This is a genomic window from Gordonia sp. LUNF6 (assembly GCF_047041125.1).
Taxonomy (GTDB): domain Bacteria; phylum Actinomycetota; class Actinomycetes; order Mycobacteriales; family Mycobacteriaceae; genus Gordonia; species Gordonia sihwensis.
Map to the genome: position 1 here is coordinate 905,110 of NZ_CP178181.1, position 19,456 is coordinate 924,565.

The 19,456-nt window shown below is 68.8% G+C and carries 19 protein-coding genes, 1 tRNA gene and 2 pseudogenes; 12 read left to right on the plus strand and 10 right to left on the minus strand.

The window, feature by feature from the left end; translation table 11 throughout:
- Window positions 1-280 precede the first annotated feature (280 nt).
- Window positions 281-1,009 (plus strand): hypothetical protein, encoded by a 729-nt coding sequence (locus tag ACK8HH_RS04340; RefSeq protein WP_045540197.1) that lies wholly within the window; start codon window positions 281-283, stop codon window positions 1,007-1,009.
- A gap of 40 nt (window positions 1,010-1,049) precedes the next feature.
- On the opposite strand, the gene ACK8HH_RS04345 is transcribed toward ACK8HH_RS04340, so the two are convergent.
- Window positions 1,050-1,122: transfer RNA gene (locus tag ACK8HH_RS04345), tRNA-Ala, on the minus strand.
- A gap of 528 nt (window positions 1,123-1,650) precedes the next feature.
- On the opposite strand from ACK8HH_RS04345, the gene ACK8HH_RS04350 reads away from it, so the two are divergent.
- From ACK8HH_RS04350 to ACK8HH_RS04390, 9 genes and pseudogenes are all read left to right on the plus strand, one after another.
- Window positions 1,651-2,478: an HNH endonuclease family protein gene (locus ACK8HH_RS04350; protein ID WP_081598052.1), complete on the plus strand. Its 828-nt coding sequence runs from the start codon at window positions 1,651-1,653 to the stop codon at window positions 2,476-2,478.
- 251 nt (window positions 2,479-2,729) lie between these two features.
- A complete protein-coding gene (locus ACK8HH_RS04355; protein WP_412475570.1) occupies window positions 2,730-3,032 on the plus strand; it encodes an urease subunit gamma in 303 nt (100 codons plus the stop codon).
- Between the two features lie 35 nt (window positions 3,033-3,067).
- Window positions 3,068-3,535 (plus strand): urease subunit beta, encoded by a 468-nt coding sequence (locus ACK8HH_RS04360; protein ID WP_045540038.1) that lies wholly within the window; start codon window positions 3,068-3,070, stop codon window positions 3,533-3,535.
- A pseudogene (locus ACK8HH_RS04365) lies at window positions 3,535-5,253 on the plus strand (urease subunit alpha). The gene ACK8HH_RS04360 and the pseudogene ACK8HH_RS04365 overlap by 1 nt, the downstream one beginning before the upstream one ends.
- 53 nt (window positions 5,254-5,306) lie before the next feature.
- A complete protein-coding gene (ureE, locus tag ACK8HH_RS04370) occupies window positions 5,307-5,915 on the plus strand; it encodes an urease accessory protein UreE (protein WP_045540040.1) in 609 nt (202 codons plus the stop codon).
- Window positions 5,902-6,615: an urease accessory protein UreF gene (locus ACK8HH_RS04375; RefSeq protein WP_231875742.1), complete on the plus strand. Its 714-nt coding sequence runs from the start codon at window positions 5,902-5,904 to the stop codon at window positions 6,613-6,615. The genes ureE and ACK8HH_RS04375 overlap by 14 nt, the downstream gene beginning before the upstream one ends.
- A 7-nt stretch (window positions 6,616-6,622) precedes the next feature.
- Complete coding sequence (ureG, locus tag ACK8HH_RS04380) at window positions 6,623-7,249, plus strand: urease accessory protein UreG (RefSeq protein WP_006894749.1); 627 nt, start codon at window positions 6,623-6,625, stop codon at window positions 7,247-7,249.
- An 8-nt stretch (window positions 7,250-7,257) separates the two neighbouring features.
- Complete coding sequence (locus ACK8HH_RS04385) at window positions 7,258-8,172, plus strand: urease accessory protein UreD (protein WP_412475571.1); 915 nt, start codon at window positions 7,258-7,260, stop codon at window positions 8,170-8,172.
- Between the two features lie 189 nt (window positions 8,173-8,361).
- A pseudogene (locus tag ACK8HH_RS04390) lies at window positions 8,362-9,595 on the plus strand (ammonium transporter).
- On the opposite strand, the gene ACK8HH_RS04395 reads toward ACK8HH_RS04390, so the two are convergent.
- Genes ACK8HH_RS04395 through ACK8HH_RS04415 form a run of 5 tightly spaced genes read right to left on the minus strand, consistent with a single transcriptional unit; the run spans window position 9,535 to window position 14,509 of the window.
- A complete protein-coding gene (locus ACK8HH_RS04395; protein ID WP_412475572.1) occupies window positions 9,535-10,215 on the minus strand; it encodes an ABC transporter ATP-binding protein in 681 nt (226 codons plus the stop codon). The pseudogene ACK8HH_RS04390 and the gene ACK8HH_RS04395 overlap by 61 nt on opposite strands.
- Window positions 10,212-11,042, minus strand: a complete 831-nt coding sequence (locus ACK8HH_RS04400) for an ATP-binding cassette domain-containing protein (protein ID WP_062367631.1) — start codon at window positions 11,040-11,042, stop codon at window positions 10,212-10,214. Before ACK8HH_RS04400 ends, ACK8HH_RS04395 begins: the two co-directional genes overlap by 4 nt.
- Window positions 11,039-11,863 (minus strand): ABC transporter permease, encoded by an 825-nt coding sequence (locus ACK8HH_RS04405; RefSeq protein ID WP_062367630.1) that lies wholly within the window; start codon window positions 11,861-11,863, stop codon window positions 11,039-11,041. Before ACK8HH_RS04405 ends, ACK8HH_RS04400 begins: the two co-directional genes overlap by 4 nt.
- Window positions 11,860-12,915 (minus strand): ABC transporter permease, encoded by a 1,056-nt coding sequence (locus tag ACK8HH_RS04410; protein ID WP_082781315.1) that lies wholly within the window; start codon window positions 12,913-12,915, stop codon window positions 11,860-11,862. The genes ACK8HH_RS04405 and ACK8HH_RS04410 overlap by 4 nt, the downstream gene beginning before the upstream one ends.
- 4 nt (window positions 12,916-12,919) lie before the next feature.
- A complete protein-coding gene (locus ACK8HH_RS04415) occupies window positions 12,920-14,509 on the minus strand; it encodes an ABC transporter substrate-binding protein (RefSeq protein WP_062367629.1) in 1,590 nt (529 codons plus the stop codon).
- Between the two features lie 178 nt (window positions 14,510-14,687).
- Between ACK8HH_RS04415 and ACK8HH_RS04420 the strand changes: the two genes are divergently transcribed.
- Entirely contained in the window at window positions 14,688-15,053 is a 366-nt protein-coding gene (locus ACK8HH_RS04420) for an ArsR/SmtB family transcription factor (RefSeq protein WP_278126373.1), read from the plus strand.
- Between the two features lie 31 nt (window positions 15,054-15,084).
- Here the strand turns inward: ACK8HH_RS04420 and ACK8HH_RS04425 are convergent, their stop codons facing one another.
- Complete coding sequence (locus tag ACK8HH_RS04425) at window positions 15,085-15,438, minus strand: fluoride efflux transporter FluC (protein ID WP_006894758.1); 354 nt, start codon at window positions 15,436-15,438, stop codon at window positions 15,085-15,087.
- The gene (locus tag ACK8HH_RS04430) at window positions 15,435-15,878 is read right to left on the minus strand and encodes a FluC/FEX family fluoride channel (RefSeq protein WP_006894759.1); all 444 of its coding nucleotides are present in this window, start codon (window positions 15,876-15,878) and stop codon (window positions 15,435-15,437) included. The genes ACK8HH_RS04425 and ACK8HH_RS04430 overlap by 4 nt, the downstream gene beginning before the upstream one ends.
- Window positions 15,879-16,082: 204 nt before the next feature.
- On the opposite strand from ACK8HH_RS04430, the gene ACK8HH_RS04435 reads away from it, so the two are divergent.
- Window positions 16,083-17,483, plus strand: a complete 1,401-nt coding sequence (locus tag ACK8HH_RS04435) for a carboxylesterase/lipase family protein (RefSeq protein WP_412475713.1) — start codon at window positions 16,083-16,085, stop codon at window positions 17,481-17,483.
- A 33-nt stretch (window positions 17,484-17,516) separates the two neighbouring features.
- On the opposite strand, the gene ACK8HH_RS04440 is transcribed toward ACK8HH_RS04435, so the two are convergent.
- On the minus strand, window positions 17,517-19,154 hold the full coding sequence (locus ACK8HH_RS04440; protein ID WP_006894761.1) for an alpha/beta hydrolase: 1,638 nt from the start codon (window positions 19,152-19,154) through the stop codon (window positions 17,517-17,519).
- Window positions 19,151-19,438 carry a hypothetical protein gene (locus tag ACK8HH_RS04445; protein ID WP_045537753.1) on the minus strand — a complete coding sequence of 96 codons (288 nt, stop codon included), beginning with the start codon at window positions 19,436-19,438 and terminating at the stop codon, window positions 19,151-19,153. Before ACK8HH_RS04445 ends, ACK8HH_RS04440 begins: the two co-directional genes overlap by 4 nt.
- Window positions 19,439-19,456: the final 18 nt, after the last annotated feature.

Sequence of the window (19,456 nt, forward strand, 5' to 3'; positions counted from 1 at the left end):
TGCTTTGTAGTAGTTCGGTGATATTGCAGGTCAACGACGGCGCCTCGCCCAGTTTGTGAGGTGAGACACGAAACCGCAGGTAGCGTCCGATTTCCGGAGTTCGGGGTGGAGCTCACGCGCGGTGTGTCTCGCGCGGCTTGCGCCTCACGCGACGTGAGGTTGCATGGTGGAGACATGGCGAACGTGTCGAAGCGGTGGAGCGCCGGTCAGGTCGCGGAGACGAGCGGACTGACGGTGCGGACCCTGCATCACTGGGACGAGATGGCTCGCCCCGCTACGGGTGCTGTCTGATCAACTCCGGCGCGTCGATGCGGAACTGATCGCTCTGGGCCGGTTGCGGGAACGACTGGCCGCAGTGGTCGCCGCCGGGGACGCCAGTGTCGAGTGCGTCGACCCTGCGGAGATGCTGCGGCTCATGCGAGCGGCTCGCACCGGCGCGGGCGAGGTGCTCGACCGCCACTTGAACGGGGAGCAACGCGAGCGCCTCGCTGCCGCAGCGGCGGAGACCGGTCCGGGCCTGGCCTACCGGACCGAGATCGAATGGCCTCATCTGTACCGACGAGTCGAGGAATTGCGCCTGTCCGGTGCGACCGCCGACGACCCGCGCGTGCAGAAGCTCGTGAGCCGGATGGAAGAACTCTCCGTACAGGTCACGGGTGATGACGCTGAGATCAGCGCCGCAGTGCGCGGCGCGTGGCGGGATGATCCTGCGGGCATGTCGGGGGGCCGCACAGGTAGCGGACCCGTGGCGTGCGTTGGCGGAGTTCGTCGATCACGCGCGGCGCGTCCACCTACCCGACGCCGCCGCCGGCGACGGCTCATGAGCTCGTGGCCCGGTGCGGGCTCGCTCCTCCCGCTGTTCGTGCCCCTGGTGATGCTGCTGATCTTGGCTGGTCTCGGCGTGATCGCGTGGGCGGTGCCGATCAGCGTGGCGGTGGCGTGCGCCGTCTTCTCATCGCTCGTCTGTTGGCGGAAGCGCTTCCGGGGATGCGGCCGTGAGAACGAGTGAGGCCAGGTCGAGGATTTCCTCTGACCTGGCCTCACTTCTGTGGAGCTAAGGGGAATCGAACCCCTGACCTACTCGATGCGAACGAGTCGCGCTACCAACTGCGCCATAGCCCCTGAGCGTCTTGCCGACGACCGGAGATCAGTCTAACAGGACGCGAACGCCGGTACGCAAAGCCCCTGCGTCGAGGGGCCGCGTACCGGCGTCCAACGGTGGCCTATCCGCCGAAACCGATGGTGATGGCGACGTGCAGGAGGTCGCCGCCGAAGACGGTGAAGTCGTTGAAGAACTGGGTCAGAGCGGGGAACATGTGTTCGCCTTTCGGTAGGAGTTGGCCGCATCGGGCGATGCCAGAAAATCGTTACACAACCGGTCGAATCGGTATCTCTATGCAGACCCGAATCACATTCACCTGCGGTGGTGGCTACGAACACAGTGCCGTTCGTGCATGAAAGAAAGTGCGTTTTACCTGCGGGGTTGCTGTGAATATCTGGTGCGCGCCGCGCTCCGCGGAGATCCGGACACCCGAAGTTAACCTGACCTCACTTCTGGTTAACGCACGGGGCGCCGGGGAAGTCTTGAGTGGCAGTCGAGACTCGCTGGTTCCGGTGTCCGAGGCGCCGTCTACTCTCGCGCATGTGGGAATGACGAGGAGGCCGCGACGGACAGCTCTGGCAGTCGCCTCCGGAGCGCTCGTCGCCGGCCTGGTGTCCGGATGCTCGCTGCCCGCGCCCGCCGCGCAGGCTCCGGCAACTCCCTCGGTGACGCGCTCGCACGTTCCCGTACCGGTGTCCCCGTCCGGGGCCGTCGAGCCGGAGACGCAGGCGCCCGCTCCCGTGGGGACGGCGCGGGCCGGGCTGGCGCGACTCGCGGTCAAGGGGCGGGCGCCGAAGACGGGGTACGCGCGCGCCGAGTTCGGTCCGGCATGGACCGACGACCAAACCGCCGCCTGGGGTCGCAACGGGCTGAGTACGCGGGAGGACATCCTCTCCCGCGATCTGACCGATGTGACGTGCAAGGTCCGCGGCACCTCGCCCCGCGTGCCGCCGTGCGTGGTGCAGTCAGGGACTCTGCACGACCCGTACACCGGCTCGGTGGTCGAATTCGTGCGCGGGAACAAGACATCGGCATTGGTGCCGATCGACCACGTCGTGAGCCTGGGCGACGGGTGGCAGAAGGGCGCACAGCAGTTGAGCCGGGCCGAGCGGATCGCCTTCTCGAACGATCCGCTGAACCTGATCGCCTCGACGCGCGCCCCCAACTCCGCCAAGTCCGACTCGGACGCGGCGTCCTGGCTCGTGCCGAACAAGAGCTTTCGCTGCGCATACGTGGCGCGGCAGGTGGCGGTCAAACTCAAGTACCGCCTGTGGGTCACCGGCGCCGAGAAGGACGCGATCTCCCGGGTTCTCGAGAAGTGCCCTGATCAGCCGCTGCCGACCGAGTCGGACGCCGTGCGCCGCACCTACGGTTGACGGCGAGGTCTTATCGCCGAGTGGGGTCGTCGACGCCGGAAAGTGGCGTGACCATTCGGACGGCCGAAATCCACTGATCTGGAACACATTCCGCGCCATCGGGTGCTACCGTGCGCCGGTCTTCGGGCGAGTTGTCCAGAACTCAGCGGCGAGTCGGAGCCGGTGCTAGTTCAAATCACATGAGTCACACCGCGGTCTTCCGTGCGGAGACGGCGGCGGGATCACCGCTCGATGTCTTTCAAGGGGATGGCATGCATTTGACGCCGCGTGAGCTCGACAAGCTGACGATTCTGAATCTCGCGATGGTGGCCGAACGTCGAAAAGCCCGCGGGCTCAAACTGAACCACCCCGAGTCCGTCGTGATCATCACCGCCGCCGCACTCGAGGGCGCTCGCGACGGCAAGACCGTCGAACAGGTCATGAGCGAGGCCGCCAACGTCCTCACCGTCGACGACGTGATGGAAGGCGTCGGCGACATGATCACCAAGGTCCGAGTGGAAGCCGTGTTCACCGACAGCACCCGTCTCGTGACGGTCCACAATCCGATTCGTTGACCACCACTCGGCGAGCTTACGAAGGGTAGCGCAGCATGGCCTCGGAGAATTCGACGAACGACGATGGGGTGCCCTCGGGAGTCCCGGTGGGCGGGTACGTCCTGCGGGACGAGCCGATCGAGCTCAACGTCGGGCGGCCCCGACAGAAGATCACCGTGCGCAACACCGGTGACCGGCCGGTCCAGGTCGGATCACACTTCCACTTCACGGAGGCGAACCGGGCACTCGAGTTCGATCGGCCCGCCACCTTCGGATGGCGCCTAAACATTCCGGCGGGCACCGCGGTGCGATTCGAGCCGGGCGACGAACAGGACGTGACGCTGGTTCCGTTCGCCGGCAAGAGCCGGGTGTACGGGTTCAACGGCATCGTCAACGGCTGGGCTCCGGTGCGCGACGTCTACCGGCCGCGCTATCAGCACGTGGTGGACCTGCTCGAGCAGCGAGGCTTCAAGTCCGCGCCACAGCCCGCACAAGCCCGTACGTCAGAAATTGAGGACAAGTGATGACCAGCATTTCTCGGAAGGATTACTCGGGACTCTTCGGTCCGGTCGCCGGCGACAAGATCCGCCTCGGCGACACCGATCTGTACGTCGAGGTGGAGAAGGACCTCCGGGTCATCGGAGACGAAGCCATCTACGGCGGAGGCAAGACGCTGCGCGACGGTATGGGCCAGGACCCGTCGTCGACGAGCGACACCGGCGCCCTCGACATCGTCATCACCAACGTCGTCATCATCGACGCCGAACTGGGCGTGGTGAAGGCCGACGTCGGTATCAAGGACGGCAAGATCGCCGGTATCGGCAAGGCGGGCAACGCGTCCACCATGCACGGAGTCACGCCGGGCCTGATCACCGGGCCGGCCACCGATGCGATCTCCGGCGAGCAGTTGATCCTCACCGCGGCGGGCCTCGACTCGCACGTCCACATGATCTCGCCGCAGCAGTCGTACACCGCACTGTCCGGCGGCATCACCACGCTGATCGGCGGCGGCGTCGGTCCCACCGACGGAACCAACGGCACCACGATCACCTCCGGCGCATGGAATCTGGAGATGATGCTCAAGGCCAACGAAGGTCTGCCGGTGAATGTCCTGCACTGCGGCAAGGGCAACTCGTCGAGGCGTCCGCCGATCGAGGAGCAACTGCTCGCCGGGGCGGGCGGTCTCAAGATCCACGAGGACTGGGGTTCCACACCGGAGGCGATCAAGACGGCGCTGGCCGTCGCCGACGATTACGACATCCAGGTGGCGATCCACACCGACACGCTGAACGAGGCCGGCTACGTCGAGGACACCATCGCCGCATTCGACGGCCGGACGATTCACACCTATCACTAGGAGGGCGCGGGCGGCGGTCACGCGCCCGACCTGCTCCGCGTGACCGCGGAACGCAATGTGCTGCCCGCGTCCACCAACCCGACGCTGCCCTACGGGATCAACTCGCAGGCGGAGCTGTTCGACATGATCATGGTCTGCCACAACCTGAATCCGCTGGTGCCGTCCGACGTCGCCTTCGCCGAGAGCCGCGTCCGCGCCGAGACGATCGGCGCAGAGAACGTGCTGCACGACATGGGCGTCATCTCGATCGTGTCGAGCGACTCGCAGGTGATGGGCCGGATCGGCGAGAACTGGCTGCGCACCGTTCAGATGGCTGACGCGATGAAGCGGTCCCGCGGCAAGCTGCCCGAGGACGCGCCGGGCAACGACAACTTCCGCGTGCTCCGCTACGTCGCCAAGGTGACGATCAATCCGGCGATCACCTTCGGTCTGGCCCACTCGGTCGGTTCGATCGCCCCGGGCAAGATGGCCGACCTGGTGCTGTGGGAGCCGGCCTTCTTCGGCGCCAAGCCCCGCACCGTCATCAAGGGCGGAGTGATCAACTGGCATGCGATGGGTGATCCGAACGCGTCCCTGCCGACCCCGCAGCCGGTGATGTACCGCCCGATGTACGGCGCCTACGGGAAGACCCTGCAGGAGACGTCCGCGACCTTCGTCTCCAAGGCGGCGTACGAGTCGGGGATCGCCGAACGGTACGGACTCGAACGCCAGGTGATCCCCGTCCAGGACACCCGTGAGATCAGCAAGGACAACATGGTCCGCAACGACTACATACCCGACATCGAGGTGAATCCCGAGACCTTCGCGGTCACCGTCGACGGCGAGCACGCGTACGTCGAACCGGCCACCCACATCAGTCTCAACCAGCTGTACTTCTTCAGCTGAACTTCATCAGCTGACCGCACCCGCTACCGACCGTATTACGGAGGCAACTCTTCATGAAAAGTCCGGCGACCGGGCTCAACGTCGTGGAGTCGATTCTCGGCAACGAGCACGACGACGAATGGAAGGCGCGGTTGGCCGACGCCGACTGCGACTACGTCTTCCTCGACCAGTGGGAGGCGCAGAAGTCGCGGCTGCGGCGGACCACCGCCAACGGCGACGAGGTGGCCGTGTCGCTGGACCGCGGCGTGCAGCTCCGCGACGGCGACGTGCTCGAATACGACGAGGACGCAAAGACCGCGATCATCGCCCGGATCACCCTTCAGGACGTGATGGAGGTGGACCTGAGCCAGGTGGCTGGACGCGACGAGAACACCGTGATCCAGACCCGTCTGGAGCTGGGGCATGCGATCGGCAACCCGCACTGGCCCGCCGTGGTCAAGGGCGTCAAGGTGTACGTGCCGCTCACCGTCGCGCAGCCGGTGATGAACTCGGTGATGCGCACGCACGCACTCGAGGGCGTGGTGCACCGGTTCATCCCCGGCGCCGAGGTGATCCCGTACATCGCGCCGCACGAGGCTCGACGGCTGTTCGGCGGTGCGGCCCGCGAGGGCGGGGGCCACACCCACACGCATCCGCACGGCCACGCCGGTGACGACCACTGACGTGACCGAGACCGGCGCCGTCCCCGACATCACCCGCTTCATGCGGGCGATGCAGTTCTCCGACACGATGCTGCCGGTCGGCTCGTTCTCCTTCTCCAACGGCCTGGAGACGGCCGTCGCCGAAGGCCTGGTCACCGACGCCGAGAGCCTGCGGCAGTTCGTGCAGGTGTGCGTGAAGCAGGGAGCGTCCTGCGACGGCATCGCCGTGCTGCACGCGCACCGCGCCGCGCTCGCCTGCGACGACGCGGGGCTCGCGGATGCCGACTTCGCGGTGATCGAGCGCAAGCTCAACGAGGAGGGCCGCGTCATGGTGACGCGGATGGGCCGCAAGCTCGCCGAACTGGGACTCCGTCTGGCGCCGATCGCCGACTGGCTCGAGCGGATCAAATCGGGCGAGGTGCCCGGCACCTATCCCGCCACCCGGGCCCTGGTGCTCGCCGAAATCGGTGCCGGCGAACAGGAGTCGTTCGGCATCCACCAGTACGGCGTCGCCGCGACCGTGGTGGGAGCGGCGCTGCGGGTGGTTCGCGTGGACCACATGGACACCCAGCAGATCCTCTTCGATGTCGGCGCGACCGCCGACGAGGACTACCACGCGGTGAAAGACCTGAGCTTGGACGACATGTCCACGTTCGCTCCCATGCTCGACATCTTCGCGCCGATCCATGTCCGATCGCACGTACGCATGTTCTTGAATTGAGGACCCAATGAAGAAGACCACTCGCATCGGCGTCGGCGGACCCGTCGGCTCGGGCAAGACGGCACTGCTGGAGGCGATCACGCCGCACTTCGTGGAGCGCGGCACCAGCGTGCTGATCATCACCAACGACGTCGTCACCACCGAAGACGCCAAGCACGTGCAGAAGGCGCTCAAAGGGGTGCTCATCGAGGAGCGGATCGTCGGCGTCGAGACCGGCGCGTGCCCGCACACCGCGGTGCGGGAGGACCCGAGCATGAACCTGGCCGCGGTCGAGGAGATGGAGGCGACCTTCCCCGACGCCGACATCGTGTTCATCGAGAGCGGCGGCGACAACCTGACGCTCACCTTCAGCCCGGCCCTCGTCGACTTCTTCATCTACGTGATCGACGTGGCCGCCGGCGACAAGATCCCGCGCAAGAACGGTCCGGGCATCGCGCAGTCGGACATCCTCGTCATCAACAAGACCGATCTGGCGCCGTACGTCGGCGCGGATCTGTCGGTGATGGAACGCGATTCGGCCGCGCAGCGCAACGGTAAGCCCTTCGTGTTCACCAACTGCAAGACCGGAGAGGGTGTCGAAGAGGTCGTCGACCTGATCGCCCACGGAGTCCTCTTCGACTCCGTCGGCGGCTGACCGAGGCCGTGGGCGCCGTGGACCTGCCCGAGCTGGCGATCTACCAGGATCAGCCCAGACAGGCCCGGGTGGGCACCCCCGGAAAGATCGGTGCGTTGCGAATGCGATTCGAACAACGGCGTGGCAGAACCGTTCTCGCCGACCTGTACCGCCAGACGCCGCTGCTGGTGCAGCAGGCCCTGTACTGGGACGAGGCCGTCCCCGACATGGCGTGCGTCTGCATCGTCTCCACCTCCGGCGGAGTGGTGCAGGGCGACCGCCTGTCGGTCGACGTCGTGGCCGAGACCGATACGCGCGTCCACATCACCACCCAGTCGGCCACCAAGGTGCAGCAGATGGACGCCAACTACGCCGTGCACGCGCAGACCTTCGTGCTCGGCGACGGGGCCTACGTCGAGTACCTCCCGGGTTCGACGATCCCGCACCGCAACTCGCGGTACGTGGTGACGAGCGACATCGAGATCGCCGAGTCGGCGACCCTGCTGTCCTCGGAGATCGTGCTGTCCGGCCGCAAGCACCACCGCGCCGACGAGGTCTTCGGGTACGACGTCTTCTCCTCGCTGATGAAGGCGCGGCGCCCCGACGGGACGCGGTTGTTCACCGAGAAGATCCTGATCGAACCGCAGCGCAGCCCCATCCGCCATCCCGGCGCCATGGGGCGCTACGACGTCTTCGGCAACGTTGTCATGCTGACCCCGCCCGAGTACGCCGAGGCCATCCTGGTCCGAGTGCCGACCGGCCTCATCGACGGCGCCTACAGCGGCGCTAGCCGGCTCCCCGGCGACTGCGGACTCATCTTCAAGGTGCTCGGCGTGGAGCGCCAGCCCGTCACCGAACGGGTCCGGGCCTTCTGGTCGATCGTGCGCGAGGAAGTGCTCGGTGCACCGATCGGCCCCGCACAACCGTGGCGGGGCCAGCAGTGACGACGGCCGCGGCTCACCCCGCCCGCGGTTTCGCCAACCCCCTGCAGGAGGAGCCTGCAGACTCCGACAAGCCGAGGAGACGAGTGAATGTCTGAACCTTCAGCGAGCGTGCTGGCCGCCGGAGCGTCCCTGGAAGTGAGTCCGGGTGACACCGGCTGGGTGCTGATCTGCGCGGCCCTGGTGCTGTTCATGACACCGGGTCTGGCGCTGTTCTACGCGGGCATGGTCAGCAAGCGGAACGTGCTGACGATGATGCAGCAGAACATCGTGCCGATCGGAATCGTCACTCTCACGTGGGTCGTCATCGGATACACCCTGGCGTTCGGGCCGTCGAAGGGCGGGGTCACCGGCGATCTCGAACTGTTCGGGCTCTCGGATCTGGGGTCGGTGCCCACCAACCCGCGTCACGTGGTCGACGCCGCGACGCATCTGGCGATTCCGACGCTCGCCTTCGTCGCCTACCAGATGATGTTCGCGATCATCACACCCGCGCTGATCACCGGCGCGGTGGTCGGCCGGTTGAAGGCCTTCGGGTGGGTGGTGTTCCTGATCGCCTGGTCGGTGGTGGTGTACCCGCCGATCACGCACTGGCTGTGGAACCCGGGCGGCTGGCTGGTGAAACTCGGAGCGCAGGACTGGGCGGCGGAATGGTGGTGCACGCGTCGGCGGGAGCCGCCGTGGTCGCGTTGCTGCTGGTGCTCGGCCGGCGGAAGGTGTTCGGGAACCGCGCTCCGCTGCCGCACTCGATCCCGTTCGTGATCGTCGGCGCCGGAATCCTGTGGTCGGCTGGTTCGGGTTCAACGCGGGCGACGGCCTGCGCGCCGACGGGCTCGCCGCGCAGGCCCTGCTGAACACGCACGTCGCCGGTGCGGCGGCCCTGGTGGTCTGGCTGTTCATCGAATGGGTCCTGACCCGCAAGGCCACCGTGCTCGGCGCGGTGACCGGCGGCGTCGCCGGACTGGCGACGATCACTCCCGCGGCCGGATACGTCAGCACCGTCAGCGCGTTGGTCATCGGCGTGCTGGCGGGCGCCGTCTGCCACCTGGCGCTGCGGCTCAAGGACGTCTTCAAATACGACGACGCGCTCGACGTGATCGCCGTCCACTTCGTCGGCGGCGTTCTCGGCACCCTCGCCGTCGGTTTCTTCGGCAGCCGTGAGATCAACGACTCGGGCCACGACGGGCTGTTCTTCGGCGGCGGCGGGGCACTCCTCGGACACCAGGTGGTGGCACTGCTGGCGGTCATCGGCTACTCGTTCGTCCTGACGTTGATCATCGCGCTTCTCATCAAGTGGACGGTCGGGCTGCGGGTGGACCCGGCCGACGAGGACCGCATGGACGAGGTGGAACAGGGGGCCTGCGCCTACAACGACGACGAGTCGGTGACGGGTTCCACGTCGGTCCGGCCGACGGCCGGCAGCTGACCCGCAGCGTCGTCCGACAGGTCCAGCACACACCGGCTGCGCGCTCGCACGAGCGCGCGGCTGTGGCTCACGAGTGCGACGCCGACCCCGTCGCGCGCCAGCGCGCTGATCACCTCGACGACGGCGCGCGCCGAGATCGGGTCGAGCATCGCCGTCGGCTCGTCGCACAGCAGATATCCCGGACGCTGCACGAGCACTCGTGCCAGGCAGGCGCGCTGGAGCTGACCGTCGCTCACTTGTGACGGGAACCGGTCGAGAAGATCGAGGGCGAGCCCGGCGCGTTGCGCCGCGACGGCGGCGGTGTCGCGCTCGGCGCGCCTGCCGGCGATCCGCGCCGGTTCGGTGATGGTCTGGGCCAGGGTCCATCGGGGATCGGCCACCTGTCGCGGATGCTGCGCGAGCATGGCGATCGATCCCGGCCTCGGACAGACCGATCCGCCGTACGTGACCGATCCGCGAGCGGGCCGGACCAGGCCGGCGAGAGCCCGCAGCAGCGTGGTCTTGCCACTGCCCGACCGCCCGAGGACACCGGTGATCGAGCCGGGACGGACGTCGACGTCCACGTCGCTCACCACCTCGACACCGTCGTAGCAGACGGTCAAACCCTTCGCCTCGATCACCGGACCTCCTGCAGGAACTGCGCGATGTACTCGTCGTCGGTCAGTCGCGTCGTCGCGTCCGCAGAGTACGCAGCGTCCGCCGCGTCCGACGCCGACGTGGCGGCGAGGCCGTCGAACTCGCCGGCTGAGAACCGGGCGAGCAGTCGGCCCTCGCGCATCACGGCGATCGCATCGCAGACGCCGACCTGCCGGAGGGTCTCGATGTCGTGGGTGACGACGAGGACGCCCGCGCCGTCGGCCGCGGCTCCGGCGAGCAACCGCCAGGTCGCCGCGGCCAACTCGGGGTCGAGCGCCGAGGTCGGCTCGTCGGCGACGAGGACTCGCGGCCGGCCCGCGACGGCCCCGGCTATCGCCGCACGCTGCGCCATCCCGCCGGACACCTCGTGCGGATACCGGTCCAGCGCCCGCGCCGGATACGCGACCGCGTCGGCCAGTTCACGGACCGAGCGGTCCGCGCCCAGTACCGTCACCGTCTCGGACAAGTGGCTTCCGATGGTCCGCACCGGCGTGAAGCTCGTGGCCGGCGACTGCGGGACCAGGCCCACCTCTCGTCCTCGTACCCGATGCCACGCCGAGTCGCGAGGGTCCAGCGTGCGGTCGCCGATCCGCACGCGTCCGGTGGCGACCGAGCCGACGGGGAGCAGTCCGCACAGAGCCGAGGCGACCATCGACTTGCCGCAGCCGGATTCGCCGATCAGCGCCGTGACCGTGCCGGGTGCGAGTTCGAGCGAGACGTCGTCGAGCACGCGCACCGCGGTGCGCCGCCGGCCCCGGTCCGCGGACACGTCCACCGTGACGCCGGCCAGGGAGGCGACCGCCGCCGTCACCAGACGCTCCCGGCCGGCGGTCGGTGACGCCGCGCCACCAGTGTTCCCAGGCGCGTCACCGCGAGCGCGGCGGCGATCAGCGCCAGCCCCGGCACCACCAGCGTCCACCACGCACCGGTGAGCACGTCGCCGCGGGCGTCGTCGAGCAGGGTGCCCAGGCTCGCCCGATCCGGCGACAGACCCACGCCGAGGAACGACAGTGTGGTCTCGTGCCAGACCGCGTGGGGCAGAAGCACCACCATCGCGACCAGGGCCTGCCCGGTCACCGCGGGCACCATGTGCCGGGTGGCGATGAAAGTGCGGCCCGCGCCCGCGAGCCGCGCCGACTCGATCCATCCCGCGGTCTGCAGACTCAGGAGTTCGGCGCGGACCACACGAGCCACCGCGGGCCAGTGGGTCAGCGCGATGGACGCGATGATCGCGAGCGGGGCGCCCCGCCACATCGCGGCGATGACCACCCCGAGCACCAGATGGGGAAGGGCGTTGACACCGTCGACCAACCGCATGGTCAACGCGTCGAACCAGCCGCCGAAAGCGGCCGCTCCCACGCCGACGGCGATGCCTATGGCGGTCGACACCAGGGCGCAGATCGCGGCGATGAGCAGGGAGATCTGCAGGCCCTGAGCGGTCCGGATCGCCAGATCGTGGCCCGAATGATCGGATCCGAGCAGGAAATCGTGTCCGGGCGCGGTCAGCGCTCGCGCGAAGTCGGGCTGCTGCGGGCCCGCGACGAGCGGCGCGATCACCACGACGGCGACGGCCGCCAGGCCCGCCGCCAGCCATCCGGTCCGGCCGGGGCGCAGCTTCACTCGCCCGATCATGCGGTGAGCCCGATCCTCGGGTCGATCCAGGCGGCGGCCGCATCCGACAGCGCCGAGCCGACGATGACCAGCACCGCCGATCCCAGGGTGAGCGCGGCGAGCAGCGGGAAGTCGAGTCCGACGGCCGAATCGACGAGTGCCTTCGCCAGTCCGGGCCAGCCGAAGACGGTCTCGACGATCGCGGCGCCCGCGATCAGTTCGGGCAGCCGGGTCCCGATCAGTGCGAGCGTCGGCAGCACCGACACCGGGAGCACGTGGCCGCGCAGCAGCCGCATCCCGCTGATCCCGCGCGCACGCGCCGCGAGGACGGCATCCGAGCCCGTCGCCTCGACCACCGAGGCCCGGGTGGTCAACAGCAGCCACGGGATCATCGACACGGTCAGCGCCACCGTCGGCAGCACACCGTGCGCGAGCAGATCCGACGGCGAGTAGCGGCTGCCCGGGGTTCGCGCACCCGAGGACGGGAACCAGCTCAGACCGACGGCGAAGACGGTGACCAGCACCAGCGAAACCACGAACGGCGGGACGGCGGCGAGAACGGTGGCGCCCGCGGTGCAGCATCGGTCGAGCAGTCCGCCCCTCCGCATGCCCGCCACGGTCCCGACCGACAGTGAGATCACGGTCGCCAGCGTCAAGCTGACCGCGGCCATGCCGAAGGTGAAGGGCAGGCGTTCGGTGAGCGCCGTCGCGACCGGCTGGGACAGCGTCGAGGACCAGCCGAGGTCGCCGCTGAGTACATCGCGCCACCACTGCCACCACGCCGACCACCAGCTCTGATCGACGTGATAGGCGGCGGCGGTGGCCTCACGCTGAGCCTGCGTCGCGCTCTGATACCGGCTGCCCAGATACGCGGTGAGGGGATCGAACGGTGATGCCGCGGCCAGCGCGAAGATGCCGAGCGAGATGAGGCCGACGGTCGGGACCCCGATGAGGGCGCGGCGCACGAGCAGTCGGCCCGCGCGGCGCGTCCGGGATCGGCCGGCGCGCGGTTCGGGCGGTTCGTCGATGGAGGCCGGTACCCGTACGGCGGGCCGGTTCGGCGCGATGGTCATCGTCTCACCGCCGCCAGGACGGCAGGTTCCACCACGGCCCCCACACCACCCCGTGAGCATGCGGTTCCAGCACCGGGGGATCGTAGCGCCAGCCGTCGTCGCGAACGGCGTAGGTGTGATGGACGAAGGCGAGGAACACCGAGGACGGCGCCTCCCGGTACAGCCGCTGGATCTCGCGGTAGCGGGCTTCGTTCGCCGGCCCCGGAGCGCTCGCGCGCGCCTGTTCGAGCAGTCGGTCCATCTCCGGAGAGCCGAAGTCACCTGGATTGGAGAACGGCGACGCACCGGGCGTCCGGGTGTGCAGTGCGGAGTAGACCTGGGAATCGATGCTGTACGGGAACTCGCCGCCGGCCAGGAGCACCGCGTCGTCGGCGAGCCGGGATTCGATCTCGTCCCAGCTGGCGCCGTGCGGATCCACGGAGATCCCGACGCGTTTCACCGCGGCGGCGAACGCGACCGCCAGGTCGCGACGGAGGGTGTCGTCGGCGGGGTAGAGCAGTGTGAACTCGGCCTTGTCGCCGCCGCACCGGCGGACGCCCGACGGCCCGCGGACCCACCCGGCGCGGTCGAGGATCGTGCCCGCGCGAGCGACGTCGACCGTGAACCGGGCGGCGGGCTCGTAGTTCTCGCCGTAGACCGCCGAGATCGGGGTGGCGGCAGGGGTGCCTCGACCGCCGAGCACATCGTCGACCAGCGCACGGCGATCGACCGCGAGATTCATCGCGAGCCGGGAGGCGACGTCCGCCGTGAACGCGTTCTGCGAGGGCAGACTCACGCTGCGCCAGTCGGCGGAGTCGGCGTCGACCACCGTGACGCCGGATCGGTCCGCCAGACTGTTCGCGAGTTTGGGCGGCAGGTTCGCTCCCGACACCTCGCCGCTGACGATCCGTTGCGCCCGGGCGTTGTCGTCGGGCGTGTAGGTGTAGACCACCTTCTTCAGGGCGGGCGCCGACCCCCAGTAGTCCTCGCGCGCGACGAAGACCGCTTGATCGGGCTGCAGGGATTCGAGTCGGTACGGGCCGGTGCCCACCGGATGCCTGCCGATGTCCCAATCCGCGGCCGGACGATTCTCGACCTTCTCCGAGGGAACGATGCCCAGCAGCAGATACGGCGACGGATCGGCCTCGCCGGTCACGTGGACGGTCACCGCGTGCGGACCTTCGGCCGCGACTTCGGAGATAGGGCCGATCGCCGCGCTCATCGACGAGGCGACCGCGGGGTCGGTGAGCGCGCGGTAGGTGGCGACCACGTCGGCGGAGTCGAGTGCCGAGCCGTCGGAGAATCGGACGTCCTCGCGCAGCGGCAGCCGCCAGACCCCCGGGCTCACCGCGCGCGGGGGCTCACTCGCGAGCGCCGGCACCAGGTCTGGTACCCGGGAGCTGTCCGCTGCCGACGGCCGGAGGAGACCCTCGTAGAGGGGCGAGACGCCGAGTGTCCCGTAGCCGTCGAGGGGGTTGTAGCCGCCGAGCTCGACGGCGTCGGCGAGGACGATCTGGCCGGTGCCTCCGGCGTCGGACGACGTGCACCCGGCGAGGCCGAGGACGAGAGCCGGAACGAGGACGAGGGCGGGACACAGGAGGCGGCTGGTGCGCATGGAGCTGTGCCTGACGTCGAAGGAGGACGGGACATGTGTGTGAACTGACATATGTCGAATTGAACGTGTATCAGAGATTCGGCGGCGCGGCCGGATTCGCGGAAACGATCGACGGACCCGTCGCGGGCGCGGCCCCGACCGTGATGGAATGACCACACGAGTTCGAGAGGAAATGCGCATGGCGGAACGGTCTGCGCAGTCGCGGGAGCGGCTGACGCCGAGACAGATCGAGATCTGGTCGACCCGTTTCGCTCTTCTCGGTGATCCCACCCGCCTCGCGCTCCTGGTGGAGATGCATCGCGAGCCCGATCTGGCGGTGGCCGAACTCGCCGAGCGCGTGGGGATCACCGAGAACGCGGCATCGCAGTCGCTCCGTGCCCTCCGCGACAGCGGGTGGGTGCGGACCGCCCGGGCCGGGCGCCGCGTGCGCTACTCGATGATCGACGACGCCGTGGTGCACCAGATCCTGCACGACGTAGTCGGGATCGCCCACGTACACGGCCATCCGCACAGCGCGCGACATCCGGGCGCGGGCGGCGACTGACGTCGCGAGGTCCCCGACACCCGCCGGTCGCTCACAGGGTCAGGGCCAGCCCCAGCAGGCACGCGACCACCGACCCGGCGAGAGTCGACGCCTGATAGATCACCGCGCGGGGTGTCAGACCGAAGAACAGGGTCTCGTACATCGAGGTGGAGAACGTGGTGAACCCGCCGCAGAAGCCGGTGGCGATGATGACGTTCCAGTTCGAGTCGAGCGAACCGGTGGTCGCCCACCCGGCGATCAGACCGATGAGCAGTGAACCCAGGATGTTGATGATGGCGGTCGGACCGATCGCGGTGGTCAGCTTGCGTGTGCGCATCAGCGCGTCGAGGACGAAGCGGGTCACGGCGCCGAGCCCGCCGCCGACCATCATGGCGAGGACGATCACGGTGTCGCCTCCGCGGGCTGCGGGACGCACCGGCGCGCGGCGGCGACCCCCACCGCCACCGCGATCAGTCCGATGAAGACGCTCGCCGCGGCGTACCCGGCAGCCAGATACGGGAAACCGTCACGACCGAGGTCGGAGAGGTCCAGGGCGAAGGAACTGTAGGTGGTGAGGCTGCCGCAGAAGCCGGTGCCGACCCCGAGCCGGATCTTCTTGCGAAGACCCGCGTCCGGCCCCAGTCGCAGCAGCAACTGCAGCAGGAAACCGAGAATCAGTGCGCCGGCGATGTTGACGGTGAAGATGTCCCACGGCCACCGCCCCTTGCCCGACGGCAGATTCTCCTCGGCGAGCCACCGGACGAAGGTGCCGGCCATTCCGCCGAGGAACACCCAGATCACGCCGGTGCCGCGTAAGGCGTCCGGTACGTGCATGCGCTCTGACATGTCGGTCCCTCACCCCCGTAACTGTCGTGAACAAGCGAATCCTATAAGACGCGAGGCCGGTTTCGGCCGAAGCCGCCGATCGCGAATCCGGCTCGCGCGCAACGGGTGACTGACCGCCGCGCCGGGTAGCGTGGACATGTGACCCACACCTCATCTGCATCTGCACGCGGCGGTGCGTCCGGACTTCCGAGCGGCGGTTCCCCGGTGGTCTCGACCACCGCCGGGCGTGTCCGCGGAAGGATCCGCGGCGGCGTCGCCGCGTTCCTCGGAATCCCTTACGCCGCACCGCCCGTCGGGGCCGCCACCTTTCAGGAACCGCGTCCGCACGAGCCGTGGGACGGCGTCCGCGACGCCACCTCCTACGGTCCCACCGCACCACAGGTCGGGTATCCGGCACCGATAGCCGCGATCCTCGACAACGTCGTCGAACTCGGCGACGACTATCTGAACCTGAACGTGTGGACTCCGGATCCTTCGTCCGAAGGTCGACTGCCGGTGATGGTCTGGATCCACGGCGGTGCCTTCGCCCGAGGATCGAACCGGATCGCGATCTATGCCGGCGACACGTTCGCGCGTGACGGTGTGGTGTGCGTCGGCGTCAACTACCGTCTGGGAGTTCCGGGATTCGGCGCCTTCCCGGACGCGCCGGACAACCGGGGACTGCTCGATCAGATCGCGGCGCTGGAGTGGGTGCGCGACAACATCGCCGCCTTCGGCGGCGATCCGGCGAACGTGACGATCTTCGGTGAGTCTGCGGGGGCGATGAGTGTCGCGTCGCTGCTGTCGTCACCACGGGTCACCGGCCTGTTCGGGCGGGCCGCGATGCAGAGCGGCAACGGCATCACGGTGGCCGACGTCGACGACGCCCGGAAGGTGACCGCGCGACTCGCCGAGCGGCTCGGAGTCCCCCATGCCGCAGCCGCGTTCGGCGAGATACCGACGGCGGATCTGCTGAAGGCGCAGACTCAGGCGGTCCTCGAGTTCACGATGAACCCCGACCCGGAGATCTGGGGCAAGACCGTCACCGACATCGGCATGGGCATCATGAACATTTTCCCGGTCCTCGACGGCGAGATCTTGCCCGACATTCCGCAGAATCGGATAGCCGACGGCGCGGGCGCGGGGATCGGGCTGCTCGCCGGCTGGAACGCCACCGAGTTCCGGTTCTTCTTCGCTCCGACCGGAGTGCTCGAGGCGGCGACTCCCGAGATGGCGCGGGCGATGCTCTCACGTGCCGGAATGCCGACCGCACTGCTGGACGAACGGCTCGCCGACGGGGTGAGCGCCGGGGATGCGTTATGCGAGGCGATCACGGCGATCGCCTTCGCCGACCCCACCAGAGCACTCGCCGAACTGCGTCCCGAGTCGCCGACATACCTCTACGAGTTCGCCTGGGAGAGCCCCGTGTGCGACATCCGGGCCGGACACGCCGTCGAGCTGCCCTTCGTCTTCGATCACCTGGAAGCGGCTCACGCGCTCACCGGACCGGACCCGGACCAGTCGGTCGCCGACGCGATGCACGCGGCGTGGGTGCGGTTCGCGAAGACCGGAGATCCCGGACGGGCGCGGCACACCGAAGCCGCCGATCCCCACGTATTCGGCTGAGATCCCGATGGGCCTCCATGGGCCTCGGCGGAGTCATCTTCCGGGCGTCACCAGGCTCAGCCCCTCCTCGATCCATCCGCCGACGACGTCGAGGGCGTCCTGCGCGGCGTCGATATCCGGGGCGCGTTCGATGTACGGGGGCGGACAGCGCCCGGCCACCACGGCGGCCATCGCCCGCATCGCCCCGGAACCCTCGTCGTCGAGATAGCCCGAGTGCGCGGAGCGTCCCGCTACCGGCGTGCCGTCGCTGTAGTTCCCGGTGTCGAGCCGTGTCACACCCGGCGCGGTGTCCGGATCGCCGCCGTGGACCGATGAGCCCATCTGCTGCCAGTACTGGATCGGGTCACCGGGCGGGGTGAGCGAGTACCGCTGGACGTGCGGCTCGGCGTTGTTCCAAGGCCGGTCCTCCACACCGGTGCCCGCCGACGAGGCGTACACCACGCGATCGGATCGCAGCCCCGACTGTTCCGCCGTGCCGACCACGGCTCCGCCGTACGAATGCCCGATGACGGTGGTCTTCAGGTCGAGCCCCGACGCGTCGATCTGCCGGTCGAGCGCCGCGGCGAACTCCACCAGGCCCGGCGCCATCCGGCGTGCGGGCTCGGCGTCGGAGGCGGTGCCCGCGATCGGGCTGAGATCGGCGTCGATCAATTTCTGCGGCAGCGGGCCGTCGGCGTAGACGATCACCGGTGCGCCGCTGGCGTGCGACAGGTTGGCTGCGCGCCGCCGATAGACGTCGACGCTGTGTAACCCGGTTCCGGTGCCGGGGACCAGCACCGCCGCGCCGGTGGCGTCCGCTGTCAGATCTCCGACGAGTTCGATGAACCGGCCGTCTCCCACGTCGCGGAAACCCAGAAAGGTCCGCGGAACCGACCTGCCGGGATGCAGCGGGTCGGGTGCGGGACGCAGGAGGGCGCGCAGCTGTCGGGCTTTCGCACCGTCGCGCCGGCCGGCCGCGACTTCGGCGTCGAGCGTCCGCTGAATCGAGATGGTGTTGGCCTCCGCGCGGTCGGCGAAGTCGATGCCGTTGAGGTTCCCGACAACCTCCGGCACGGAATCGATGAGATTGCGTCGCTGCGCCGGAGCGAGTGATTCCCAGTACCGTTCCACCACGTCCGGCGGCATCAGGTCCAGCAGTCGGCCCGCTTCGGTGGCCTCAGCGTATCCGCCGATCGGGAGGGGCACCACGTTCCCCGACCCGTCGAGGTGCCGCATCAGCATCGTGAGCCTGCCGCTCAGCGCGGTGTCGGCGGCGTCGGCCTCAGTGAGGAGGGCGGTGATCCGCTCGGTGAGATAGTCGGCGTCCGCGCGACGTCGAGGATCCGGGTGGGCGACGGCGCCGTCGTCGCCGATGTTGAAGCCCGAGCTCCGCGCCGTGCGGATCTGGCCGACGATGCGGTCGCGCACCGCGGACAGCCGTCCGTGTCCCTCTCGCGTGGCGTCGGAGAGGTCGACGAGCGTCCGCTCGAATCGATGCAGCGCCGTGACTTCGGCGTCGACGCGGTGTCCGGCACTGGTTCGGGTCACTCCCGACCAGGTCGGATCGAGGTCGAAGGACCGGCGGACGGCATCGGCGGTGTTGGCGACGCTCTCACCGCCGACGTCGAAAGCGGTGGCCGTGGCCAGCAGGGTCTCCGGACGCCATCGGAGAACCTGGGCGACGCCGGTCACCGCGGCCTCCGGAGGGCGGCGAGGTCGGCGGCGCAGGCCCGGTCCGACTCCACCGTCGTCGTGTTGAACTTCTCGAGCGCCGCGGCCGAGCCGGCGAGCTGCCGCGAGAGGGCCGCGGCGGCGTCGTGCACCGCTGCGGCGCACGCTCGCAGTGATTCCGCCGACCGGCTGCCCGCCAGAGACAGATCGCCGGCCTCGCAGTCGAGGCCGGCGATCTCATCGCTGGACCGTCGCCAGAGGGCGACGATGCTGTTCAGTTGATCGGGAGTGATGCCGAATCCCATGGACGCCTCCGAATGATC

Bases quoted from the DNA above. Each gene is read 5' to 3' on its own strand.
- ACK8HH_RS04350 (WP_081598052.1), top strand. From the start codon at position 1,651: ATGACGAGGAGGCCGCGACGGACAGCTCTGGCAGTCGCCTCCGGAGCG.
- ACK8HH_RS04355 (WP_412475570.1), top strand. From the start codon at position 2,730: ATGCATTTGACGCCGCGTGAGCTCGACAAGCTGACGATTCTGAATCTC.
- ACK8HH_RS04360 (WP_045540038.1), top strand. From the start codon at position 3,068: ATGGCCTCGGAGAATTCGACGAACGACGATGGGGTGCCCTCGGGAGTC.
- ureE (WP_045540040.1), top strand. From the start codon at position 5,307: ATGAAAAGTCCGGCGACCGGGCTCAACGTCGTGGAGTCGATTCTCGGC.
- ureG (WP_006894749.1), top strand. From the start codon at position 6,623: ATGAAGAAGACCACTCGCATCGGCGTCGGCGGACCCGTCGGCTCGGGC.
- ACK8HH_RS04405 (WP_062367630.1), bottom strand. From the start codon at position 11,863: ATGATCGGGCGAGTGAAGCTGCGCCCCGGCCGGACCGGATGGCTGGCG.
- ACK8HH_RS04410 (WP_082781315.1), bottom strand. From the start codon at position 12,915: ATGACCATCGCGCCGAACCGGCCCGCCGTACGGGTACCGGCCTCCATC.
- ACK8HH_RS04415 (WP_062367629.1), bottom strand. From the start codon at position 14,509: ATGCGCACCAGCCGCCTCCTGTGTCCCGCCCTCGTCCTCGTTCCGGCT.
- ACK8HH_RS04420 (WP_278126373.1), top strand. From the start codon at position 14,688: ATGGCGGAACGGTCTGCGCAGTCGCGGGAGCGGCTGACGCCGAGACAG.
- ACK8HH_RS04430 (WP_006894759.1), bottom strand. From the start codon at position 15,878: ATGTCAGAGCGCATGCACGTACCGGACGCCTTACGCGGCACCGGCGTG.
- ACK8HH_RS04445 (WP_045537753.1), bottom strand. From the start codon at position 19,438: ATGGGATTCGGCATCACTCCCGATCAACTGAACAGCATCGTCGCCCTC.